The organism is Listeria ivanovii subsp. londoniensis (assembly GCF_000763495.1).
Lineage (GTDB): Bacteria > Bacillota > Bacilli > Lactobacillales > Listeriaceae > Listeria > Listeria londoniensis.
Genome location: NZ_CP009576.1, coordinates 2,269,875 through 2,294,383 on the forward strand (window position 1 = coordinate 2,269,875; position 24,509 = coordinate 2,294,383).

Genomic DNA, 24,509 nt, shown 5'->3' on the forward strand with positions numbered 1-24,509 from the left:
AAATTTTATCCTTAAAAAAAGAAAACCTTTAGTCAAATAAAGGTTTTCCATTATCTTCTTAATAAAATTGATCTGGTAGTATAGTTTCTCCAAGTTTGATATTATCACGATAATCAATTGGGATATCCACGACTACCGGTCCTTCTGAATCAAGCGCCTCTTTTAAAACATCAGCTAACTCTTCTGGTTTTGTTACTCTAAGTCCTTTTGCCCCAAAGCTTTCCGCGAATTTCACAATATCTACATCACCGAAACGAACAGCTGCTTCTTTGCCGTATTTCATTTTTTGCTGGAAGGCAACCATGTCGTAGCTACCATCATTCCAAACTAGATGAACAAGAGGCGCGTGCAATCTAACTGCCGTTTCAAGTTCCATTGCCGAAAACAGGAATCCACCATCCCCCGATATTGAAACAACTTTTTCACCCGGATGAACGAGCGTTGCTGCAATCCCCCAAGGAAGGGCCACACCAAGCGTTTGCATTCCATTACTGAAAAGCAGTCGGCGTGGTTCATAGGAACGGAAATGACGAGCCATCCAAATATAATGCGAACCAACATCTACCGTTACTGTAACATTATCGTCAATAGCGGAACGAAGCGTTTGAATAACGGATAGCGGGTGAACACGATTCGTTTCATCACTAACAGGTGGAACATCTCTTTCTTCTAATTTATTATGAAGTTTTTTTAAAGTTTCTAATTCTTTATCCGCTAGCTCTAACCCACCAAATTTAGCATTAACACGGGCCAAAGTTAGTGCTATATTTCCCACTAGTTCTGTGACCGGTTGGTAATAGTGATCAATATCCGCACGAATATCATCTATGTGGACAATAGTTCGATCTCCAGATGCATTCCAAGCTTTTGGATCGTATTCAATTGGGTCATAACCAACTGTAATAACTAAATCAGCTTTGTTAAGAAGGATATCTCCAGGTTGATTACGGAACAATCCTACACGGCCAAAGAAATTCTCCTCTAAATCACGCGAGATAACTCCCGCTGCTTGGAATGTTTCGACTACCGGAATACTTGTTTTTTGAAGCAAACGACGAATCGCACCTGTTACTTCCGGACTAGAAGCGCGCATGCCTAGTAATAAAACTGGCAATTTTGCTTTTTTTAGGCGGGAAATTAATTTTGCCACTTGTTCTTTTGATGCTGGGCCATTTTCTGGTTTTGCTAGTGGACGAATTGCTTTTACAGGTACATTTGTTTCATTAACAATATCTTGCGGCAAACTGATGAAAGCTGCACCTTGATTAGGCTCAGTTGCTGAACGAAATGCGTTAGTGATTGCTTCTGGTATGCTTTCCGCGTGGATAACTTCTTCGCTATATTTAGTGATTGGACGGAAGAGAGCAGCGTTATCCATCGATTGGTGGGTTCTTTTAAGTCGATCTTGTCTAGTTACATTTCCAGCAATCGCCACTACAGGATCGCCTTCAGCAGTTGCAGTTACAAGCCCTGTTGCAAGATTAGACGCACCTGGTCCACTTGTAACTAAAACAACCCCTGGCTTTCCAGTTAAGCGACCAATTGCCGCAGCCATAAAAGCAGCGTTTTGTTCATGTCGACTAACAATCAATTCTGGACCACGATTCTCCATGACATCGAATACTTTGTCAATTTTTGCGCCCGGAATCCCAAATACATGTGTTACACCTTGATTAATCAAGCTATCGACAACTAAATCTGCGCCAGATTTCCCTTGGTTTACTTTTTTTTCTTGTTCTTGTTCTTTTTCTAATTTCAACATTTCCATCATCCTTTGTTATATAAAATAATTAAAATTCAATAGTACAGTTTGTAATCCAACTTCTTTCACAAGTTTATTATACTACTAAAAGCAATTATTGCAATATTATCAGCTTGCAAACTGTTATATAATTACAAAAAAACTGTTATACAAAAAAAGAAAGAACTTAGGATTTCTAAGTTCTTTCTTCGTCTTATTCTTGTGACGTGCGGTAATCATCGTATTGTTTTTGCATTTCTTTCATTACTTTTTTCATTCCAGCATCGTTTAGTTTGTCTTTGAATTTCGCTGTATATTCTACTGGATCAACCGTTCCGGTAAGAAGCGCTGGGGCAAATTCATTACAAACATTAGTAATCGAAGCTATTTCGGTTCTTACTTTGGAAGAATCAAAGTAGAATCCAAGTCCTGGTGATGCAACTGATTTATCATTGAATGCTTTGAATTGATCCCACTTATCAGCAGGTTCGTCTTCATATAGCTTCAAGATAAAATGATTTCCAAGTGCATAGGTAGGCATGCTATAACGTTCTACTCGAGCTGGTAAGTCTTGAATTTTGCCATCTTCTAATTCTTTATAATGGGTTCCTTCAATACCCTTATCCACAAGGTTACGCAGGTATTCATCTGTGTTTAGTAAATCGAGGAATTTCACTGCTTCTTCTGGATGTTGACTTGTAACGGATACTGCTTGAATTGCTCCTGTTACGGAATTATTTTTGATAATTGGTGTTTCGGCAATTGGTTGTGTCACTACTTTATATTTACCACCAGTATTTTTGTCCCAAATATTTTCTGCGTATGGTTGATATTTTTCAATACGTACAAACCAGTTTTCCTTATCATAAGACCATGGATCTGTTGAAGTTGCAATATCTTTTGTTACATAACCTTTTTGATAATAACTATGAAGTGATTTAAGGGTTTCAAGAGTATCTTTTTGCTCATAGAAGTTCACGATTTCTCCAGTATCTTCATATTGATCTACTGCAAACGGAAGTGGTACTGCGTTATCAATTAGATAATCATATGAAAAGGCTGGTTTAAAATCTTTATTTCCGCCGATTGGTGTAATACTTGGTTCATTTTCTTTTATTGTTTTTAGCATTGGCTCAAGGTCGCTAAAATCTTTTACTTTTGTAACGTCCATCTTATATTTGTCTACTAAGTCTTTATTAAAAACATACACTTGTTGTTCGCCGACTTCTTTGTTGGATGGCACGCCATAAATGTTACCATCAATTGTTGCTCCTTCCCATAGTACGTCATTTAACTCGGCTTTCATTTTCTTGCCTTCCTTATCTAAATACTTGTTAAGTGGTAAGAAAGCGCCTTTTTGTGAATAAGAAACAAATTCTCCTGCAGCAGCATAAGCAATATCGAAGTTTTCACCTGAGTTAATGACCGTTTGCATTCGTTTGCCGTAATCCCCCCAATCAATTTGGGTCATTTCTACTTTAACACCAATTTTTTCTTCGGTATATTTATTTACTTCTTCCATGACTTCTTTCGTGTCTTTCTGCGGTGTTCCTATCATGTACCATTTCAATGTCGGAACTTCATTTGCATCAGCCTGCTCATCACTTCCACAAGCACTTAGTCCGAGCAACAAGCAAAGTGATGCAACGATTACTCCCCATTTCTTTTTCATTTGTTTCCCTCCATTTTTTTATTCTTTAACGCCGCCGATTGTTAGCCCGCTAATAAAGTACTTTTGAAAGAACGGATATGTGATAGCAATTGGTAATGTGGAAATAACCACCATCGCCATTTTTGCTCCGTCTTGTGGTATGGACTGTAATGCGCCGGCAGTATAAGCAATTTCCGAGTTTTGCCGCATAAATTCTAAGTTATTTTCAATTTTCATGAGCAAAGATTGTAGCGGGACTAAATTTGGATTATCAATGTAAAGAGATGCTTGGAACCAATCATTCCAATAACCTAAAGTGGAAAAAAGCGCGATTGTCGCAAGTCCTGGCAAGGAAAGTGGGATGACCATTTGTAAAAATATCCGTAATTCTCCTGCCCCTTCAATTCGTGCTGCTTCGAGTATAGGTTCTGGAATCGAACGTAGAAAGAAAGTGCGCATTATCATAATATAAAAGGCATTCATCGCAAGCGGCAAAATCATCGCCCAAATACTATTTCGTAAATGTAAAAATTGTGTCATTACAATATATGCAGGTACCATTCCACCACTAAACAGCATCGTGAAAAATGCGATAAATGTAAATTGACGCCGGTATTTAAATTGTGGACGAGATATGGCATATGAATATAATGCAATCATCGCTACACTACATATCGTTCCAATGACCGTTACCAAAATCGTTACTCCATATGATTGTAATAACTGCCCTTTCATTCTCCATAAATATTCATATGCTTCCGTACTCCACTCTTTCGGTATCAGTTGAAAGCCATTCGCCGCCAAAGATGTTTCACTTGAAAACGAGATAACGATAATGTATAAAAATGGAAAGATACAAATGAATGCAAGAAAACCAAGTAAAATATTCATTGCGATATTCATTTTTTTATTAAAACCAATAATATCTTTTGCAGGTTGATTGTTAACTGGTTTTTCCATTTCACCTCGTACTTGTTCTATTTCACTGACTTCTTCAAGCTGTTCTGCCAACTAATCTCGCCTCCTTTTTAAAATAAAGCATATTCTGGGTTAATTTTTTTCACGATATAGTTAGTAAGCATCACAAGAATAAACCCAACAATAGACTGATAAAAGCCTGCCGCTGCACTCATACTCATATCTCCAAGTGAAGTTAAGCCTCGATATACATATGTATCAATAACATCTGTCACAGGATAAAGTGGTCCTGAATTTCGCGGTAGCTGGTAAAATAGTCCAAAGTCTGAATTGAAAATTTTCCCGACATTCAAAATTGTTAAAATGACCATTAGCGGTGTTAATGCCGGAATTGTTACGTGCCGGATTTGTTGCCATTTTCCAGCACCATCAATCATTGCTGCTTCATAGTATGTTCGATCAATACCAGCAATTGCTGCTAGGTAAACAATACTTCCATAGCCAAGACCTTTCCATACATTCATCATAATCAAGATAAATGGCCAGTATTTAGGCTCGTTATACCATGAGATCGGATCCTGACCTAATGAAACTAATAGGTTATTCATCAATCCATTATCTTCACTCAAAAAACTAAATAAGAAGTAACTAACTACTACCCATGATAAGAAATGAGGGAACAGCATCCCAGTTTGATAAATTTTAGCTCCTCGTTTATTCAGTAAACTATTAAACACGATGGCCAAAGCTACACCTAGAACTAAACCAACAATAATAAATACTAAATTATAAAGAACGGTATTTCGGGTAATAATAAAAGCATCGTTGGTTTGGAATAGGAATTTAAAATTTTCAAGCCCCACCCAATCACTACTCATAATACTGGATAAAAATCCTTTCCCGTCAATCTTGTAATCTTTGAATGCAATCACTGTTCCGAACATCGGCAAGTAGGAGAAAACCAAGAACCAAAGAACTCCCGGTAGTACCATTAATAGCCAAATCCGATTTGCTCGAATTTGTGATAAAACTTTTCTCAATCCATCCACCCCTCTTTTTTGTAAGTGCTTTCAACATATTAAGTTTATCTTTTTTAGAGCGGTTAAAACAGTTGCTGATGTTTAGATTTATAGACAAATATTAGTTTTTATTGATGAATTTTCCGGTAACGATTCGGTGTCTCCCCTGTATGCTTTTTAAACTGACGATAAAAATAAGCCATGTCCGTATAACCAGATTTACTAGCAATTATCGTTAAATTATCTTGGGTTAGCAGTAATTCTTCTTTTGCATAATTCACTCGGTAGCGATTCAAATAATCAGTAAAATGCTCTCCCATCTCTTTTTGAAAAAGTTGTCCCAAGTAGACCGCATTAATATGAAAATCATTCCCAAGCGTTTTTAAAGACATCCCTTCTGCAAAATGTTCCTTAATATAAGTAAGCACATTTTGGATAATCGGACTCTTGGATTCATCCGTTTGTTTCTTATGATTATAATAGCGTATCGCATACGTTAATGTTGCTTCTTCTAATCCTTCAATACTTGTTTCTTCCGCAATTTTTTCCATCGATTCACTTAATTCTCTTGGGTCAGATTCCGCTAACATTACTAGTAGTTCATTGAGAATATGAAGCATTTGGTGTGGGTCACTTTCTACTTTATGATCTAGCCATTCCTGAAAAAAACGTCTAATCCATGCTTTAATTTCTTTTTCATTATTCATCACGAGTAACTGGGCCAGCTGGTATTGTTTTCTTTTTGGGCGCCACGTATGTTTCGTTCGTTTATGAAAGGCAATCAAGCTTCCACTTTCTTGGACTAACCGTTCTGGGAGTAATCTCGTTAATTGACGAAAGGCTTGAGGATACATGACCTCTCCCTGCACTTTTTCGCTTACAAATAAATAAAATGCCTCGTTTTCTAAAACGGTTTTTATATCACTTTGAATCGCTAAAATTTGTTCGGATAAAGAAGTTAGTTCTTCTATTCCTAGGATGATTTCATTATCTGGTGTTAATAACATAAAGGAATATTTTGCCCGATAAGCTTCTGAAAGTAGTTTCCATGCTTCTTTGTTTACTTGTTTGGTTGGTTGAATTTGAATAAGTACTGCATTTTTCGTTTGTCCAAGCGTCATATCATATAAGGCCAGCCGCTCTTCCCACTCTTCTTTATTAATCCGCAAATGCAACCAACGCCAAATCGTATTATCCCGTAAAATATAATAAGCTTCTTCTTTCGGTATGACTTTATCCGTCACTTGCTTTTTCTCTATTTGAATGAGTGTTTCTTTCAGTTCCTGCTCATTTAAAGGTTTTAATAAATAGTTTTCAATTCCTGCTGAAAGTCCGCGTTTAATATAATGAAAATCCTCAAATCCTGACAATACCACCATTTTTGTCGATGGTTGCCTTTTTTTCCATTCATCTATTAATTCCAAACCGTTCATTACTGGCATTTGAATATCTGTCAATAGTACATCTACTTCTTGGTCTCCATATTTTTCTAACGCAACTGCACCATTTTGTGCTGTTCCAACTACTTCAATTTCTTGCTCAAACTCTGGCATAATACTCTCTAGGCCTTTGACAATAAGGGGTTCATCATCTACTAGTACAATTTTTATCATTATTTCTCTCCTCCCGTATGCTTAGGTACTTGGAATAAAATAATGGTACCTTCATTCGTTTTGCTCTTGATGGTTAAATGGTAGGCTTCACCGTATAGTAATTGCAATCGTTTGTTTAAATTTGCTAGTCCAATATGACTGGTTTCTGCTTTGCTTGCAATTGTCATTTGCACTTCCGTTAATTTCTCAGCATCCATTCCCGAGCCGTTATCCATCACCTCAAAAAACAAATTATTATTCTCCAAGGATACTGTAATTGTCACTTTTGGGTGGGTGTTTTCTTTATAAGCATATTTAAAAAAATTTTCGATTAAAGGTTGCAAGGCGAATCGCGGAATAGCCGTATTATTGAAGCGTTTATCGATATTAATTTCTAGCTCAATTGGTCGTTCCTGCCGCATCTCCATAAAGCGGACATATTGTTTAACGTAGTTGATTTCTTCCCCAAGTGTCGTAATCTCACGGTGATTCGCAGTGTAGCGTAGTAAGGTCGCAAGTTGGTAAATCATATCGCTAGTAGCCTTTGCTCCTTCAACGCGCGCATTCATCCGTATCGCTTCTAGTGAATTATAAAGAAAATGTGGTTGAACTTGACCTTGAAGCGCTTTCAATCTTGCTTTTTGTTCTTCCATTTCAAGTGTATATACCTTTTTAATATAAGCATCGAGATTTTCAGTCATATGATTAAAACGTTCGCTAATCATTGTTAATTCGTCACCATAGTTATCCACAGGCAGTTTGGCATCAAGTGTACCGTTTTCCACCAAATTCATTCCACCAATAATTGTTAAAATTCGCTTTGAATATCGTCTACTAATAATAAAATTCACGCTAATAGAAAAAATAACTAAAAGCAGGCCAATCCCAAATAAAGCTATCTCGATAAGTGGTATATTGCTATCATTCACACTATATAAATAAGCATTACTCTTTAAACCACTTGTTTCATCTTCAGTTCTTTGTAAATACATTTTTTTGTTATTCACATTGACCCACCCTTGTTTTTCCGTAGTGTCTTGTTGTTTAATTAGATGGTTCGTATATAGCTCTACACCTTTCGCATTGGTTATTTGGAAAATCGAGTTTTTATAATCTCTACTAATCGCTTTATTTAATACGGTTGGATCGATATATAGTAGCAAGTAACCCATTTGTTTCAGTGTGCTTGGATCATTAATTGGCTGTTTAACTACAATATTATTTCCGACGGTATAAAAATTACCTTCCTTGGAGGCTTGTTTGGCAATACGTTCTTCTCCGTATCTATCCACAGTTTCTTTCCATTCCCGGTAACGACTTGGAAAAGTATAGGAATAACTACCATCTGCCGAAACAAGTTGTAAGGCAGTAATGTCTTCATCATACGCAAAATAAGACTGTAGATATGTTTGCATATCTACAGAATAAAAACTTTTACTTTTAAAATAATTATCGATATTTTGTTCCGTATAGCTACTGTAGTCATTTGTCATCGCAATTTGAACATCTTGCATTAAATCGCTATTTCGGTAAATATCTTGAGTTAAACTGATTAATGCTTTTTGCTTTTCCGTGAGTACATCTAACTGTTTACTTGCAATCGTTTCTGTCGCTTGTAAATTAGTATCTAGCTGAATATTGGTATAGTATTTATAAATGAAAAAAAGTAACAAGCTTACTGTAAAAAGGCTTGTTAAGGAAAAAATTAATAACATTCTTTTAAAAACCCGTTTGCGTGGTAATTCTTGCATCATTCTTTTTACCGCCCCCTCTTCTTTTCTGATTATTACATACTATTACCAATATTGTAAGGGGTTACTTAGGTTCCATTTGTTTAAAGCGTTGCAAGTTAATTTTCATAACCCAATAACTTGGTAAGACACCAGAAATAAATAGAATAAACGCTGGCATTTTGGATATAAGCCAAGCACAGAAAACAAGGCCAACAACCATCATAAATATATTTTTCAAGCTAGTAAAAGCAAGTAGAAATGATTGTACGACGTAAGCTCGAACATTTTTCATTTGGAAATGAACAAAGATAGTAAAATATTGCAGTAAGGCTATCCCAACTAAGAATAATAAAAACATAAGGAAAAAATATAATATCATTGACCAAAACCCTTGCATTAATTCAAAGACAATTCGTAAATCAGCATATAAGAATAAGGCAATACTGGCGAAAACCCCTCCTGCTAAATTTGCTGGAATGAACGCTTTTTTGTAAGTGGGCCAAGCTAACTTCCAAACCGAAATGTCTAATTCTCCTCGCGCCCATTTTCTAGTAATAGTAAATAGGACAATCGTTGCTGGCATAAATCCTAAAACAATCCCACCTATTAAAACAAGAAATAACCATACTAAATTAGTCCAAACAAGTCGTATAATCCAATCGCTAATAACGGAAAATTTATCCATAAGTTTCATTATTTTGCTCCTTTGATAGTAAGAGAAAGCCTGAGTTTATCGCTCAGACTTTTTCTTTTTTATTTACTTAGCGGGCTTCCTTTGACGTAAACATCGCATAAGCTTAAAACAAATTCACTAAACATTGCGTTAGACCAGGCGAACCAGTCTCTTGTGAATTCAGCTGGATTCGAGGCATTAACTCCTTCATGCATATAGTCCGTATTACCATCTCCCGCAATTAACATCTCTAGAATAGCTAGTTTCTCATCTGTTGTTTCCGCAGTTAAACCTTGGATACTAAGCGCAATTGGCCAGACGTAATGATCAGGTGTATGTGGGCTACCAATTCCCTTTAGTACTGCCCCTTCCACATAATAAGGGTTCTCTCGGCTAAGAATTAATTTTCTAGTTGCTTTATAGTCGTCATCTTCTTTAGAACAAAAACCAAGATATGGTGCGGCCAACAAACTTGGTACATTGGCATCATCCATAAATAATTTACGTCCTGTTCCATCCACCTCATAAGCATAAACATCCCCGTAATATGGGTGGGGTTCTTTCGCAAAAGTTTCGATTCCAGCAGCAACTTCTTCTTTCAACTCTAAACTTGTTTCTAATAGTTGGTTGTCTTCTGGATAGAACTGCGCGCCCATTTCTTGAATGTAGTCCATTACTACGACTAAGAACATATTACTTGGTACAAGATAGCCATAAACACATGCATCATCACTTGGTCTAAAACCACTCCATGACATCCCAGTGTAGCTTACTTCAGTTCCTTTGCCATCATTATTAAGCGTATCTGACTGCCGAACATTTTCCCGCTCAAAACGGTATGGGCTTTGTTTCGTATGATTTTGCTCCGTTTTAAACACTTGGATAATTTGGTGTAAAGCTTGTCTAAATTCTTCTGTGAAATGACCGGTATGATTCGTGCTCTTCCAAAGAAGATAGGCTAATTGGACTGGATAGCACAGCGAATCAACTTCATATTTACGTTCCCAAACAAGACTAGTCATCGCTGTTTTGTCTTTTTGAAAACCCGCGCCATTAGCACTTTTATTGAACGCATTGGCATATGGATCGTGAAGAATGCATTTCGTTTGTAGTTTGACTAGATTTTCAATTAAATTCGCCATTTCCTCGTCTTCTTCCGCAACAATTAGATAGGGTCTAATTTGGCTAGTGGAATCTCGTAACCACATTGCAGGAATATCACCAGTAATGACAAACGGAAGCCCCTCTTCGGTTTCTTGCAAAGTGGTTGTATACGTATTGGTAAAACACTTTTCAAACATTCGCTGTAATTTTTCATTTTCTGGAAAAGTGGTTTTTACTTTGTCAATCCATTTGTTAAAGCTTGCTGGAAATTCTTTTGTCATTCGTTACACTCCTTTTAATGTAATAATCTCATTTGGGCGGACGGTGAAAGTGGTTGTATGTCCTTCACTGGCTTTTTCTAAAATAGTGGATTTTCCCCATGTATGACTTGTTTGCAGGTTAGTTGGCGTTGCTCCCGTATGGTAAAAACGGACGATTCGTTTGTTATCCTTAGCAAATTTCAAAGTAGAAAAAACTAGTCCATCAGCCGCTTTCCATTTCGCAAAATTCTGTTTTTCAGGGAGCATTTTTTCTTGGGTTGATGGCTTATGTTGAATTGCAAAAGTTGGTGCTAGTAATGCACTCACTTCGGCAGGTATTTCACTGTTTCTAACATCCACTTCATTCGTTAACATCACGTAAAACGCTGCAATGATTTCACGATGACACTCTGCTTCGTATGCTGGGAAATCACCCCAATCGCCAATTTCCGATACAGCGCGTACTAAGGTTAATTCTATTTTGTCCCCTAATTCACTTACTTCATACTCGGGCAAACCATGACTTGCAATAACGACATTTCCACATGAAACAAAGTTCTGACTACGATTATCTTTGGCAGGGTTGGTCCATTCTTTTACTTGTTTGTTTGGACGAGTCACCACTTCAAAAACACTTCCCGCTTGATGGGTTTCATTTGTTCTCCCCGTCTGGAATAACACTCGGAGCCGATGATCATCTGCTTGATTGTCGATTTTAACGCGAACAGCTAATTGTTTATCTTGTTTGTTGAGGGTGAGTTCTGTGACAACTTTTAAAATCGTCTGTTGTAAAGAACGCGGACTTTGTCTATTTGGATGCCAAACAAGCCGTCTCTTCTCATCAGCAAAAGCTTCACTGGCACTTTCTGGAATTTCGATTTCGTGTTGAATTTTGATTGTTTTGCCTAATTTATCCTCACGTAACACACTAATCGCTGGTTCTGATTGAAGTGTATCGATACGTAATTTGTCACCTGTTTCCTTGAACATATATTCATTACCAATATCACCTACATCTTCATACGCCCCAAGCCCCGAAACTTCGACAAAAGTACATTTATCGAGTATAGAATAGGTGCCATTAGGTGCAATATCCACTTTTAAAAAGTCATTTTCTAGTGTATATTTCGCACTTACTTCTGGCTTTGTTTCTTCTTGCTTTATCGCATGGGCATAAATCGTTTCATAACCAACTGCTGGTAAATTTTCGGTAGTAAAGCTTAGTTTATATTTTCTTGCAAAATAGGAATCACGGAATTTCCGCTCAGGTAAGTCATAATTAAAATGAATTCCAAGCGACTCTACTACAACTGGGATTTCCTCGCCTTCACTTGTTTCTAGTCGGAAACTTTGAGCTGGAAGTTTTGCTAATTCGTCCGGTATTTTCTCAAAATGCATTTCCGAAAAGTAAATTTCATCGGTTTCTAGTTCGATTTCGATGGTTTTCGCTACCTCAATTCCCCCTGCAAAAAAAATGGTTATTGGGATTCCACTTCCTGAAGTAGCTATTTGCTCGGTTAGCTTGCAGGCAGCATTTGTAATGAGCGACATGGACACTTGTTCCACTTTTTCAAACCGAATTTCCATTTCCCGGTGAACTTCATCTAAACTACAAGCTGTGATACTATCGTGAATTTGATTTTCCATTAAAAGTTTCCAGGCAAAGGTAAGGTACTCATGCGGATATGCGATACCTGCTTCACTCGCCATTACTGAGATTGGTTCTGCAAGCCTTTCTAACAAGCGTTCCATTTTTTCATTCGCTTGTTTTAAATAAATTCGAGAAGAAGCAGTGTTTGCAAGCGTCGACCAACCATCTGATTGTTGGCTAGTTAACTCGCCATAAACGGTTTGTAATTTTTCTGGTTTGAGATTTTCTTTTACTGCTTCTTGATAGCGCTCAAAATGACTATGGATAAAGTCGATTTCTGGATAAAGTTCTCTTGCAACCTCAATTGCTTCTGCTAAATCTGTTTGCACTGGTTGATGATCGCATCCATTCATAAATAACCATTCATCCGTGGAAGCAAATCGTTCCACATCCGCTAATTTTTTGTCCCAAAAAAGTTTTGCCGCTTCTTTTTCTACTGGTATTTCATTACCATTGGAATACCAATTCGCAAGTAAAATCCCTAAAACCTTGGATCCATCTGGACTTTCCCAGAACATTTCGGAATATTTTGAGGCAAATGCACTACCTAAAACTTGATTATTAAAACCAGTCGGATTAACCCCACGACCAAAAACAACTGTATCAAATCCTGCTTGGCTCATTAATTGCGGAACTTGACCGTAAAGTCCAAAAGTATCCGGAAAATAACCAATTTTTTCAACATGACCAAATTCTTCTGCCATTTCTAAACCATACTGCAAGTTTCGAATGTTGGCTTCCCCACTCGTTAAAAAGGCATCTTGTAACATGTACCATGGTCCAATTCTCAATTTCCCATTGGCCACAAGTTGCTTCATTTTTTCCCGTTTCGCTGGCTTTACGGCTAAATAATCTTCTAGCATAATCATTTGTCCATCCATATGAAAATGATTAAAACCTGCTTCCAAATCGAGTAACGTTTCTACCTCGTCCATCAAGGTCACGAGCTTAAATCTTAAACTTTCTAGTGGTAAAAACCATTCTCTATCCCAGTGAGAATGAGAAATAATATGTGCTTTCTTTCTAGTCATTTCGCTCCTCCAAACATCCTTTTTGTATTCGCTTTCAAGCTAAGTATAGTAAGGGCTAAAGCTAATTGCAATGCCCCTAGAAAAACTACTATGAATAATCCATTTTCCCTTGATTTGTCCATTTCTTAAAAGCGCAATTCCCTTCGCTCTAGTGATAGACAGAAATAAACCCACAGGCTCCCTTCAAAAGCTAAATTGACTTCTTTTCCCGCTATGATATATTGAAACCGTTCTAGAGAAATAAATCCATTTTGAAAAAGAAAGGATATGAGTAGATAGATGTTTTTTACAAAAGAGAAATTATCGCGTAGATTGGATGAAATTGCACTCTATCGTTATGAAAAAATATGCCCGATAACGATTTTTCAAACTGCCGAAGATATCGCCGGAGAAATTTCCGCAAGACCAGAAAATGTGGTTTATGATAGCGAACTTGAAATAGCTGCTTACTGGGCTGGACGAGATCGTTATTTATGGTTAAAAGCAAACGTAACTTTCCCTGAAGTAAAAAAGAATACACGCTTAATCGGTTACTTTGATTTTGGGAATACAGGTGATGGTCATAATTCTGGTTTTGAGTCGTTATTATTCGTGGACGGAAAACCATTCCAGGGTGTCGACCAAAATCACCGCGAAGTTCTTTTTCCAGATAGTTTTGCTGGAACAACAACAGAACTTACTTTTCGTTTATGGTCTGGCCTTGAAGGAGGCGGCGCTCAAACAGTTCAAACCCACCAGTTGAAAGAAGCATTTATTGGCTATTTAAATTTAGCCATAGATGATTTATATTTCACTAGTAAAGCGGCGCTCAAAACATTGGACGAACTGGAAGAAAGAAATCCAAGTTATGCCAGTCTTCTTCAGGCTGTTAATCGCGCTTATTTAACAATTGATTGGTCTGTATCAGGCTCAAAGAAAAATATCGCATCGATGGAAAACGCCAATCAAATTATCCAAAGTGCAGTAAAAAGCCTGCCGAAAAACTTCCCTGTCAAAGTAGCTGCGGTTGGACATACCCATATTGATGTCGCTTGGCTTTGGCGTTTAAAACATACCCGTGAGAAAGCAGCACGTTCCTTTTCAACAGTACTTCATTTAATGGAAGACTACCCGGAATATTTATTTTTACAATCGCAGCCACAACTTTACGCTTATATAAAAGAAGATTATCCAGAAATTTACGAAAAAATAAAAGCAAAAATTAAAGATGGTGCTTGGGAAGCGGATGGCGGCATGTGGCTTGAAGCCGATTGTAATATTCCGAGCGGGGAATCTTTAGTACGCCAAATGCTTTACGGTCAAAAATTTTTACGAGAAGAATTCGGAAAACCGTCCAGTTTTTTATGGTTACCAGATGTATTTGGCTACAGTTGGGCTTTACCACAAATTCTTCGTAAATCTGGGATTAAAACATTTATGACAACTAAAATCAGTTGGAATCAATATAACCGGATGCCACATGATACCTTTCAGTGGCGCGGGATTGACGGAACAGAAATATTAACTCATTTTATTACAGCACCTGAAAAAAACAGCCATATTTCCACTTATAATGGCAAAATGACTGCACGTGAGCTTGCTGGACTTTGGACAAAATATCAAGATAAAGAGATCAATCAGGAACTTTTACTGGCTTATGGTTACGGAGACGGTGGAGGCGGAGTGAATCGGGAAATGCTTGAGATGCGCCGTCGCTATGATATAATGCCAGGAATTCCAGAAGTGAAGCCAAAAAGTGCGACAGATTATTTCCATGACTTACATGAAACTATCGAAAAAACCGATCAGTACGTTCATACTTGGAACGGTGAACTTTACTTTGAATATCACCGAGGGACTTATACAAGCCAAGCTTTTACTAAAAAAATGAATCGCAAACTTGAGCTTGGTCTGAGAGATAGTGAATGGCTATCCGTGTTAGCAAATTTAAAACAAGGTGCATCCTACCCAAGGAGAAAAATAGCAGATATTTGGCAAATTTTATTACGAAATCAGTTCCATGATATTATTCCCGGCTCTTCCATCAAAGAAGTTTATGAGGATGCTTTAATCGAATATACAGAAGCAATGACTGGAAATGCTGCTCTTATTACTGAACAGCTAAGGAATTTGACAACTCCTGATGAAGAAAAAATAACACTATGGAATAGTTCTACTTGGTCGCGTCCACGTTACATCGAAGTTGCGCTAGAAAACACCGAAGAATCATTCGCTTTTTATGATGAGAGAAATAGAGAACTCCCAGCACAAAAATTAACAAACGGAAAATGGTTGATCCAACATGCTAACCTTCCAGCGCTCGGTGCAGCAAGCATTTCAACAGTGAAAACAACGACTACCTTAGAAAAGTCTTCTTTTGGTTATACAGAGAAACAGTTGGAAACGCCTTTTTACCAAGTTACCTGGAATGAGCAAGGACAGTTCACATCCATCTTTGACAAAAAAAATAACCGCCAAGTATTAGCGAAAAATGCGCATGGTAATGTTTTCCAATTATTTGAAGATAAGCCAATGTGGCATGACGCTTGGGATATTGACTTGTTTTACCAAGAGAAACAAACCGAAATTACTAACTTAAGTTCTTTTGAAATAGTAGAAAACGGACTGCTTCGTCTCACTGTGAAACAAATACTTCGCTCAGAAAAATCTCAAATCACGCAGTTAATCCATTTTTATCATGATAGTCCGGAAATTCGATTTGAAACAGAAGTAGATTGGCAAGATCGAAATCAATTGTTGAAAGTTGCCTTTCCGGTCTCGGTCCATGCAAGTGAAGCTAGTTACGATATTCAGTTTGGTAATGTGAAGCGGCCTACTCATTGGAATACAAGCTGGGACTATGCCAGATTTGAAACAGTTGGTCATCAATGGGCTGATTTATCCGAGAAAAATTATGGCGTTAGTTTACTTAACGAATCGAAATATGGCTATGATATTAAAGATTCTACCATTCGCCTAACCTTACTTAAAGCAGCCGGATACCCCGATCCACAAGCTGATTTAGGTATCCATAATTTCACCTATTCACTTTATCCACATAGCGGCGATTTCCTTGATGCAAAAACGGTACAAATAGCTTGGGAACTTAATAACCCTATTTTCATCTCTAATGGTGCAGTAGTGTCATTTTCCCTTTTCCAAATTACAAACCCTTATGTGATGATAGATAGTATCAAGCAAGCAGAAGATGGCAATGGACTGATCGTTCGTTTGCATGAATTTGCCGGCACACATGGAGAAGTAACGCTAACAAGTGATTACACCATGATAGCGATTAACGAATGTAACTTACTAGAGGAAGATGAAACAATAGGCGTAAGTAGCACTTTCCAAATTACTCCATTCGAAATTAAAACATTCCGAATTCATTTAGCATAAAAAAACACTCAGCAGAACTTCTCCCTAAGAAGTCCGCTGAGTGTTTTTAGTCGTTTAACATAGGCAAATTAAAGTTTAGTCACTTTTTCTGCTTGTGGGCCACGTTGACCTTCAACGATTTCAAATTCAACGCTTTGACCTTCGTCTAAAGTTTTGAATCCATCACCTTCGATAGCGCTGAAGTGTACGAATACATCATCTCCGCCTTCTACTTCGATGAAGCCGAAGCCTTTTTCACTGTTAAACCATTTTACTGTACCTGTTTGCATATTTCACAAACCTCCAAAAATTTTCTTAATATGTTTCTTTTACTAACGAAAAACGTGTTAACAACAAGCTAACTGCTTTTTCAATTACAAAATTCACATATTATCAAAAGTACTGACTAAAATCAATACGCTTGATAATACATAAACCCGCTTGCTTTAACACTTATATATTAACGCCATCCGCCAAATAAATCAAGCGAAAAAGCCGTACGGTTACAAAATAGATTATTCAGTTTATTAACTAAAAAACCTGCTATGAGTGAATTCACTCATAGCAGGTTTTACTTATTATTCAATAATACTTCTATCTTTAATGCGCCATTTTACAAGTAAGTTATGTAGTGGTTTACGGGCAATAAAGTAGACACCTAATGAAATACAAACGGACGCTGTTCCAAGGAAAAAACCACCAAGGACATCCGTTGGGAAATGTACTCCAAGGTAAACACGTGTATACATCACAAATAAAATAAATCCATACGCAATAAGTCCAATGACAATCTTTTGCCAAATTTTAGGAACTGTGAAAATTAAAAACATACCCGCGAGTCCATAAAATACTGCCGTCGCCGTCGCATGTCCACTTGGAAAACTAAAACCTGATTCACTAATTAACCAATTAACGCTATCAGGGCGACTTCTACCAACCAACGTTTTTAATGCCAAGTTTAGTACTACACCACAAACAAGCATCGTTCCCCCAAACCAAAGACCAACCACAAATTTACGTAAGAAAAATAAAATTAAAACGATAACAATCGTTAAAATAATCGTTGTTTCCGCACTTCCAAGGTTTGTAACTAATTTGACAATGGCTGTTTTATCTGGTTGAATACCATCACGAATTTTTCCAATCCAGTTTAAATCAAAACGCGCTACCCAGTTACTTTCCGTAGCAATAGCTGAGGCAATAGTAATAAATAAAATAAGACAAAATCCGCCGATAACGAATAACGGTGTTGCTTTTTTTCGATTTGTATTCATGGTTAACTCCTTTTCAATCTGTTGTTTTTAAAAACTGTTTTACTTCTTCTGCAAGTTGCTCATAGCTAGCTTGTTCGGCAGTATATTCACTTGTTAATGATTCTACTACATCCCCGTTATAACTAACTGTTCCAACGCTTACAAAAGTGGCATTGCCAATTAGTTGCAGAGAAATCTCTCCATTCACTTCTTCTTTCGCCATAACTTGCACTCTACCGCCATCATTATAAACATTAAGCGGCGTTTCAAGTGGATCATTATCAAGCATTTTTTTAATTAAGCTACTAGCGGACATCGCTGTTCCACAAGCATTAGTAAACCCAACCCCACGTTCATAGGTACGCACGTAAATGGCATTGTCGTTTAATCGTTTCACAAAACTAACATTGACACCATCTGGAAAAAAAGGATTCTCACTATTTAAGTAGCTAGCTAGTTTTTCTTGTTTATTGGAATCTAGTACCACTTGATCTACAAAAGTAATTAGATGTGGATTTGGCACAGAAACAGCTGAAAAGGCCAGTTCTGCATCTAATTCCGGGACAATTTGATTAATTAACTTCTCTACTGGTAAGTTCATCGGCAAGCTTTCTGGTGTAAATTTAACAGGAGAAATTTCGACTTGATACGTTGGAATCTCCCATCCAAGCGAATCAGCTTTTTTAACATCTAAAACAGCTTTCATCGTTTCCACTTTTGCTTCGGTTAAGCGATGTTTTTCAAGTAGATAACGAGCAACTGTTCTTAAACCATTACCACACATCGAAGCAAGCGAGCCATCTGAATTAACTACTTTCATTTGACCAATAGTTCCTGGCAGACTACTTTCGGTAACAAACAAGATTCCATCCGCACCGCCTAGAGCATCCGTTTTATCACATAGTTTTATCGCAAAATCAGCACGATGAGCATCAGACCAGCCGCTGATATTATTTTCTTCTTCATCTACTAAGAAAAAACTGTTTTGTGAACCATGTACTTTCGTATAGTGAATTGTTGTCATTCCTCCGAGCCACTCCTTTGTTTAGAATTACGTCTATAATACCATAATTTAAAATAAAAATGCTTGGGGAACCTTTTATTAGGATTTTCCCCAAGCACACGTTTTAAGCTTCGTAGTTTTTTACAACAATATCAGCACAACGTCCACATAAAGTTGGATGATTTGGATCTGCACCAACATCTTTTTTCACTACCCGGCAACGTTCACAAGTTTCTCCTTTAGCAACCGTAATTTGAACGGCTACTTGATTTGCTTTCAGTGCGGATTCTGGAGCATTTTCTAAACCTTCTACTAATTCAAAATCAGACACAATAAATAGCTGTGCAAAATCGCCTTCAAGTGAATCAAATAGAGTTTTTGCTTCCCCGTCGACATATAAAGTTACTTTTGCAAGCATTGATTTACCGATTAGTTTTTCATTGCGTGCAAATTCTAAGGCTTTTTGAACATGATCACGGATTTGCATAAACGCATCCCATTTAGCAGTAATATTTTCACTATCAGCTAAAACTTTCACTTCTGGTAAATCTTGTAAATGAATACTTTCTGCGCCTTCGGAATTTAAGCTGTTCCACACTTCTTCTGTCGTATGCGGTAAAATTGGTGCAAGTAATTTGGTCAACGTAACAACCGATTCATAAAAGACGGTTTGCATAGCACGACGATTAGGACTATCTGTCGCTTCAATATAAACGACATCTTTTGCAAAATCCATATAAAATTGACTCAACTCTACTGTACAGAAATTATTAATTTGATGATAAATAGTCGAAAATTCAAATGCTTCATAACTGTCTTTGACATTTTTAACGAGATCATTTAGCTTGATAAGCATATATTTATCTACTTCACGTAAATTTTCATACGAAACACTGTCGGTCGTTGGTTCAAAATCATTAATATTTCCAAGCAAGAAACGCATCGTATTACGAATTTTACGATATACTTCAGAAACTTGTTTTAAGATTTCATCACTGACACGTACATCGGCTTGATAATCTACAGAAGCAACCCATAGGCGAACAATATCCGCACCAAGTTGTTTAATTACTTTGCCTGGAAGAATTGTATTTCCAAGTGATTTACTCATTTTTCGACCTTCTCCGTCAAGCGCGAAACCGTGGCTCAGCACGTTACGGTATGGCGATTCACCAGTTACAGCAACTGCAGTAGTTAATGATGAATTGAACCAGCCGCGATATTGGTCAGAACCTTCCATGTATAAATCGGCTGGACGACTTAATTCTGGACGAGCATTCAGAACTGCTTGATGGCTAGAACCCGAATCAAACCAGACATCCATGATATCCGTTTCTTTGGTAAATTCACCATTTGGGCTACCAGGATGAGTAAATCCATCTGGTAACAAGTCTTTCACATCACGTTCAAACCAAACATTGGAACCATGCTCACGGAAAAGTTCTGAAATATGGCTGATTGTTTCATCTGTGATAATTGCTTCTCCATTTTCTGCGTAGAAAATCGGAAGTGGCACCCCCCATGCACGTTGACGAGAAATTACCCAGTCGCCACGGTCACGAACCATATTGAATAAACGTGTTTCTCCCCATGCGGGTGTCCAGTTAACACTTTTCACCGCTTCTAATAAATCGTCACGGAAAGCATCGATGGAAGCGAACCATTGTGATGTTGCGCGGAAGATAACTGGTTTTTTCGTACGCCAATCATGTGGATATGAGTGGGTAATGAATTCCAATTTAAGTAAAGCACCCACTTCTTCTAGTTTTTCTGTAACCATTTTATTAGCAGTATCATAAAATACTCCTTCAAACCCCGGTGCTTCGTCTGTAAATACACCACGATCATCCAGTGGAGCTAATACTTCTAAATTATATTTTTTACCAATTAAAAAGTCATCTTCCCCGTGTCCAGGCGCGGTATGGACTGCACCAGTTCCGGCTTCAGCAGTAGCATGTTCGCCGTTCATTACTAATGAATCACGGTCATAAAATGGATGTTTTGTAACGACGCGGTCAAGTTCAGAGCCACGAACAGTTTTAAGAACGACGGCATCTTCAAAGCCAAGTTTTTCACGCAAGCTAGGTAGAAGTGCCTCCGCTACAACATACTTTTCTCCAGCAGATTCAAGCACCACATAATCCAAATCTGGGTTAACTGTGATTCCCATATTCGCTGGAATGGTCCACGGTGTTGTAGTCCAGATAACAATGTTTGTTCCTGGTTCTAATACATCTTTACCATCTGTTACTTTAAAAGCAACGAAAATTGATGCTGATTTTTTATCTTGATATTCGATTTCAGCTTCCGCAAGAGCAGACTCACTGGATGGGGACCAATAAACTGGTTTTTTCCCTTTATAAATGTAGCCTTTTTTTGCCATTTCACCAAAAACTTTAATTTGTTCTGCTTCATACTCTGGTAATAATGTAATATATGGATTTTCCCAATCACCACTGATTCCTAGGCGTTTAAAGCCAGTCCGTTGACCTTCTACTTGAGTCATCGCATATTCCGCACAAAGCTTACGGAATTCAGCCACAGACATTTCTTTACGTTTGACCCCTTTTTTAGCAATGGCTGTTTCAATTGGAAGGCCATGTGTATCCCAACCAGGCACATATGGTGAACGGAAGCCGGCCATCGATTTATAACGAACAATGATATCTTTAATTGTTTTATTTAATGCGTGCCCCATATGAAGCTCTCCATTAGCATATGGAGGTCCGTCATGCAAGATATAGCTTGGACGACCTGCGTTTTTTTCTTGAATTTTTTCATATAATTTTTCTTCTTCCCATTTCGCTTGCCACTCAGGCTCTTTATTCGGCAAATTGCCACGCATTGGAAAGTCTGTTTTTGGCATTAACAAAGTATCTTTATATTCCATATTCTCTTCTCCTTCAAATCGTTATTTTTAAACACAAAAAAATCTCTCCCAAAAAGGGACGAGATTCGCGGTACCACCCTTGTTGACAAGCATATTGAACGCCTGTCCACTTCATTTATGCCATAACGCCGGCTCGCGCTAACGTCTACTCAAGCGATTGCTCTTTCGGGTTAGAACTAAAGAGTGATTTCTATTCTTTAAAGGATAGCTGGCCTCGCACCACTTACCAACTCGCTTCATATCCCATTATCTAAAAAATATACTTGTCTCTAATTATCGTTTTTAACGTTCTTCAGATTCAGCTTGTTCGACTTCTTTAATAGATGCCAGTTCTGTTGCATCTACATCGTAAGCCATCATTTGTTGCCAATCTTCACTTTTAATCAAGTCCATTTGTGCTTCTACTAGCATGCGCAAACGTTCGCGGAATACTTTGGATTGACGTTTTAAGTCTTCAATTTCAATCGCAATTTTTCTAGCTTTAGAAAGAGAATCACTTAAAATTCGGTCTGCATTTTTTTCCGCTTCACGAACGATAAGTTTTGCTTCTTTTTCAGCAGATGCTTTTACTTCTTCCGCAGCTGTTTGTGCCACAATTAGTGATTTGTTTAGTGTTTCTTCAATGTTTGTAAAATGACCTAGACGTTCTTCACTATTATTTAAAGTGTCCTCAATACGCTTTTTCTCTTTAATAACTTGTTCATAATCTTTAATGATTTGATCAAGGAAGTCATTTACTTCGTCTTCGTCATAACCTCTAAAACCACGGGTAAACTCTTTGTTATGTATATCCAGCGGCGATAATGGCATATCTAGCACCTCCATACGACTTTTTGTTTATAAATACCTAACATACATTCTACCATAAATACTAGCTTTTTCCTAGAATTTATATTGAAAAAAGGTTAGATTAAAAATCCTGCTTTCTCAAGTTCTTGGACGGCTAGTTCGATTTGTTCTTTTGTATCTGCTTCAAGGGTGTGCAAATGCGTGCCATCTGTCAATCCAGATAACATTGCTGCCCCTGTTGTCTGTAATTTTTTAACAAATTTTTCGACATCCAAACGATTTTTCAAATGAAGAGAGGCTGTAATCTCGCCATAAATAGGATGATCCACTATGACATCTATCACTGTGACACCATGATCTACTAAAATATTTAACTCCTCTGCGGCTTGTTCTTTTGTATGTTTCACTGCAATCACTCGTTTCTCGCCAGTAAAACTTTTCTCTTCTGCGTAAATATATCCTTGTGGAGTTGCCATAATAGGTTCGTTTCCCGCTTTTAGTAATGAAATATCTTGCACAATGACTTGCCGGCTCACATTTGTCCGACTAGCGATTTGATTCCCAGATATAGGCGAATCTGTTTCTTTTAACCATTTCAAAATCAACTTTCTGCGTTCATCTCCAAGTATTTTTTTCATTATATCACCTTTTTCGTAGTAATTTTGCTAGTTCTTCATTAAAAATCAAACTATCGCTTAATTCATTTTCTTTTCCAAAAGACAAACGGATAAATCGATTTGCTTCTTCTTCTGTTTTTCCAGTAGCTAGTAATGTTCTAGAAGATTTTGGATCTTGCAAGCTACAGGCACTTGTTGTTGAAATCTGAATATCTGCTTCATTTAGGGCAAGTAACGCTTCTTGGCCCTGCATATTAGGCAAGGTCAATCCCAAAATAAATGGGGATGTATTCAGCCCACCTTCTACCTTGACTCGTTTAGTCAGCGCTGCACAAATAGCTATTTTTATATTACCCATCCGTTCCGCTTCTTTTTCTCTAGTTTTCATTATATCATAGGCTGCTGTTGTAAATGCAGCAATTGCTGGAACATTAACAGTCCCTGGTCGAAATCCGAATTCATGATGAACATCCGGTAGAAATGCTTGAAGCGGAATATCTGGTTTAATAAAAAGTAAACCAACTCCTTTTGGCCCATATATTTTATGGGAAGAAATACTAAAACTAGTTACATCCGTCAATTCCAATTCGATTTTCCCAAAAGATTGGACAATATCAGTATGAAAGGGAACCCCTGATTTTTTTGCTATTTGTGCTAATTCTGCAACCGGCTGGATAGTTCCAATTTCCGAGTTTACATGTTGAATAATAATCAAGGCGGTATTTTCAGAAATCATTTTCGCTAAATTAGTAGGATTCACCTGACCGTCCTTATCTGCTGGCAACAACTTCATCACACACTTTCCTTCCCGCTTAAGTGCTTCTAACTGCTGCCAAATCGAGGCGTGTTCGAGCGGGCTTACTAGTACTTCTTTTTTCTTACTTGTATGTAATAAAGTTTGAATGGCGATTTGGTTACTTTCTGTTCCACCACTTGTAAATATAATACCTCTCTCTGGTACTTTCAACATTTCCGCAAAACTTTTCCGACACTTTTCTAATAGCGCCGACACCTTTGTCCCAGCATCATGCAGACTTTCTGAATTAGCGAAGAACTCCTTCGACGCATCCAAAAAAACTTGCATAGCAACATCACTCATCTGTGTAGTTGCAGCATGGTCAAAATAAATCATCTCTCTACCTCCTGAAATTTTGTACTTGAATTTAATTCGATATTGTGTGATTATAGATGACAAGACAACTGTATATTCATTAAAAAGTATACAAT

Annotated in this window: 17 protein-coding genes and 1 other annotated feature; of the genes, 1 reads left to right on the forward strand and 16 read right to left on the reverse strand. The window is 37.5% G+C overall.

The window, feature by feature from the left end; genetic code table 11:
• Positions 1-58: 58 nt before the first annotated feature.
• The 9 genes from alsS to JL53_RS11160 form a co-directional block, all read right to left on the reverse strand.
• The gene (alsS, locus tag JL53_RS11120; RefSeq protein ID WP_003720333.1) at positions 59-1,762 is read right to left on the reverse strand and encodes an acetolactate synthase AlsS; all 1,704 of its coding nucleotides are present in this window, start codon (positions 1,760-1,762) and stop codon (positions 59-61) included.
• Between the two features lie 193 nt (positions 1,763-1,955).
• Positions 1,956-3,413, reverse strand: coding sequence for an ABC transporter substrate-binding protein (locus JL53_RS11125; protein ID WP_003720334.1), 1,458 nt, complete (start codon positions 3,411-3,413; stop codon positions 1,956-1,958).
• Between the two features lie 18 nt (positions 3,414-3,431).
• On the reverse strand, positions 3,432-4,403 hold the full coding sequence (locus JL53_RS11130; RefSeq protein WP_003720335.1) for a carbohydrate ABC transporter permease: 972 nt from the start codon (positions 4,401-4,403) through the stop codon (positions 3,432-3,434).
• A gap of 17 nt (positions 4,404-4,420) precedes the next feature.
• On the reverse strand, positions 4,421-5,350 hold the full coding sequence (locus JL53_RS11135) for an ABC transporter permease (RefSeq protein ID WP_038407646.1): 930 nt from the start codon (positions 5,348-5,350) through the stop codon (positions 4,421-4,423).
• A 107-nt stretch (positions 5,351-5,457) separates the two neighbouring features.
• Complete coding sequence (locus JL53_RS11140; protein ID WP_038407647.1) at positions 5,458-6,942, reverse strand: response regulator transcription factor; 1,485 nt, start codon at positions 6,940-6,942, stop codon at positions 5,458-5,460.
• The gene (locus tag JL53_RS11145) at positions 6,942-8,675 is read right to left on the reverse strand and encodes a sensor histidine kinase (RefSeq protein ID WP_038407648.1); all 1,734 of its coding nucleotides are present in this window, start codon (positions 8,673-8,675) and stop codon (positions 6,942-6,944) included. Before JL53_RS11145 ends, JL53_RS11140 begins: the two co-directional genes overlap by 1 nt.
• Positions 8,676-8,736: 61 nt before the next feature.
• Positions 8,737-9,348 (reverse strand): YesL family protein, encoded by a 612-nt coding sequence (locus JL53_RS11150; protein ID WP_003720340.1) that lies wholly within the window; start codon positions 9,346-9,348, stop codon positions 8,737-8,739.
• Between the two features lie 59 nt (positions 9,349-9,407).
• The gene (locus tag JL53_RS11155) at positions 9,408-10,712 is read right to left on the reverse strand and encodes a glycoside hydrolase family 125 protein (RefSeq protein ID WP_038407649.1); all 1,305 of its coding nucleotides are present in this window, start codon (positions 10,710-10,712) and stop codon (positions 9,408-9,410) included.
• A 3-nt stretch (positions 10,713-10,715) separates the two neighbouring features.
• Positions 10,716-13,373 (reverse strand): alpha-mannosidase, encoded by a 2,658-nt coding sequence (locus JL53_RS11160; RefSeq protein WP_038407650.1) that lies wholly within the window; start codon positions 13,371-13,373, stop codon positions 10,716-10,718.
• Positions 13,374-13,652: 279 nt separating this feature from the next.
• On the opposite strand from JL53_RS11160, the gene JL53_RS11165 reads away from it, so the two are divergent.
• Positions 13,653-16,751, forward strand: a complete 3,099-nt coding sequence (locus tag JL53_RS11165) for an alpha-mannosidase (RefSeq protein WP_038407651.1) — start codon at positions 13,653-13,655, stop codon at positions 16,749-16,751.
• Positions 16,752-16,819: 68 nt separating this feature from the next.
• Here the strand turns inward: JL53_RS11165 and cspB are convergent, their stop codons facing one another.
• The 7 genes from cspB to JL53_RS11200 form a co-directional block, all read right to left on the reverse strand.
• The gene (gene cspB / locus JL53_RS11170) at positions 16,820-17,020 is read right to left on the reverse strand and encodes a cold-shock protein CspB (protein ID WP_003720346.1); all 201 of its coding nucleotides are present in this window, start codon (positions 17,018-17,020) and stop codon (positions 16,820-16,822) included.
• A gap of 288 nt (positions 17,021-17,308) precedes the next feature.
• Positions 17,309-18,004, reverse strand: coding sequence for a phosphatase PAP2 family protein (locus tag JL53_RS11175; protein ID WP_038407652.1), 696 nt, complete (start codon positions 18,002-18,004; stop codon positions 17,309-17,311).
• A 13-nt stretch (positions 18,005-18,017) separates the two neighbouring features.
• On the reverse strand, positions 18,018-19,007 hold the full coding sequence (dapF, locus tag JL53_RS11180; protein ID WP_038407653.1) for a diaminopimelate epimerase: 990 nt from the start codon (positions 19,005-19,007) through the stop codon (positions 18,018-18,020).
• Between the two features lie 103 nt (positions 19,008-19,110).
• The gene (gene ileS / locus JL53_RS11185; RefSeq protein ID WP_038407654.1) at positions 19,111-21,876 is read right to left on the reverse strand and encodes an isoleucine--tRNA ligase; all 2,766 of its coding nucleotides are present in this window, start codon (positions 21,874-21,876) and stop codon (positions 19,111-19,113) included.
• A 51-nt stretch (positions 21,877-21,927) separates the two neighbouring features.
• Positions 21,928-22,162 (reverse strand) — a binding site (T-box leader).
• Positions 22,159-22,686, reverse strand: a complete 528-nt coding sequence (gene divIVA / locus JL53_RS11190) for a septum site-determining protein DivIVA (protein WP_003720348.1) — start codon at positions 22,684-22,686, stop codon at positions 22,159-22,161. (Overlaps the previous feature by 4 nt.)
• A gap of 95 nt (positions 22,687-22,781) precedes the next feature.
• Positions 22,782-23,303, reverse strand: coding sequence for a transcription repressor NadR (locus JL53_RS11195; protein ID WP_003720349.1), 522 nt, complete (start codon positions 23,301-23,303; stop codon positions 22,782-22,784).
• Positions 23,304-23,307: 4 nt separating this feature from the next.
• Positions 23,308-24,414, reverse strand: coding sequence for a cysteine desulfurase family protein (locus JL53_RS11200; protein WP_038407655.1), 1,107 nt, complete (start codon positions 24,412-24,414; stop codon positions 23,308-23,310).
• Between the last annotated feature and the right edge of the window lie 95 nt (positions 24,415-24,509).